The following is a 575-nucleotide window of genomic DNA, read 5'->3' as shown; positions in this document are numbered from 1 at the left end:
GTCTTGAAGGCGTGGAACAACTGTTGCACAAATTCTTGCACCGCAATGAACACGAAGACGGACACGATGCCGAGCCTGAAGTCACAGACGAAAAAACAAAAGTAAAAGGCGCGGTCCGCACAGATTTCATCCTCTCCGCCGAAATCATCATTATCGCGCTGGGCGTTGTTGAGAAATATGACCTGATGACACGTTCTTTGGTGATGGCCGCCATCGGTGTCGGCATGACGGCATTGGTCTATGGTTTGGTCGGCATCATCGTCAAACTTGACGACCTCGGTATGATGCTGATGCGCCAAAAAAGCGCCGCCGTACAAAGTATCGGACGCGGTTTGATTTCATTTATGCCTTGGTTTATGCGCGGCTTGAGCATTGTCGGCACGCTGGCGATGTTCTTGGTTGGCGGCGGACTGATCGCCCACAACCTTGGCTTTTTGCACGATTTCCTCCACGCGCAGCATTGGGACAGTGGCATGATGGAACATATCGTCAACTTGGTGGTCGGAGTAGCCGCCGGTGCCTTAGCTTGCGCAATCGTCCTGCCTGCAATGAAATTGTTTCAAAAAGACTGATTT

General features: G+C 51.5%; 1 protein-coding gene. It reads left to right on the top strand.

Annotated elements, in window-relative coordinates:
* A partial coding sequence (locus ACTHUM_RS17965; RefSeq protein WP_440403684.1) for a DUF808 family protein occupies positions 1-572 on the top strand: 572 nt, incomplete at its 5' end.
* Positions 573-575: the final 3 nt, after the last annotated feature.

The sequence above is a fragment of the Neisseria sp. P0021.S006 genome (assembly GCF_051956895.1).
The sequence above is the reverse complement of the archived record's forward strand: the minus strand, read 5'-3'. Positions and strand labels throughout refer to the sequence as shown.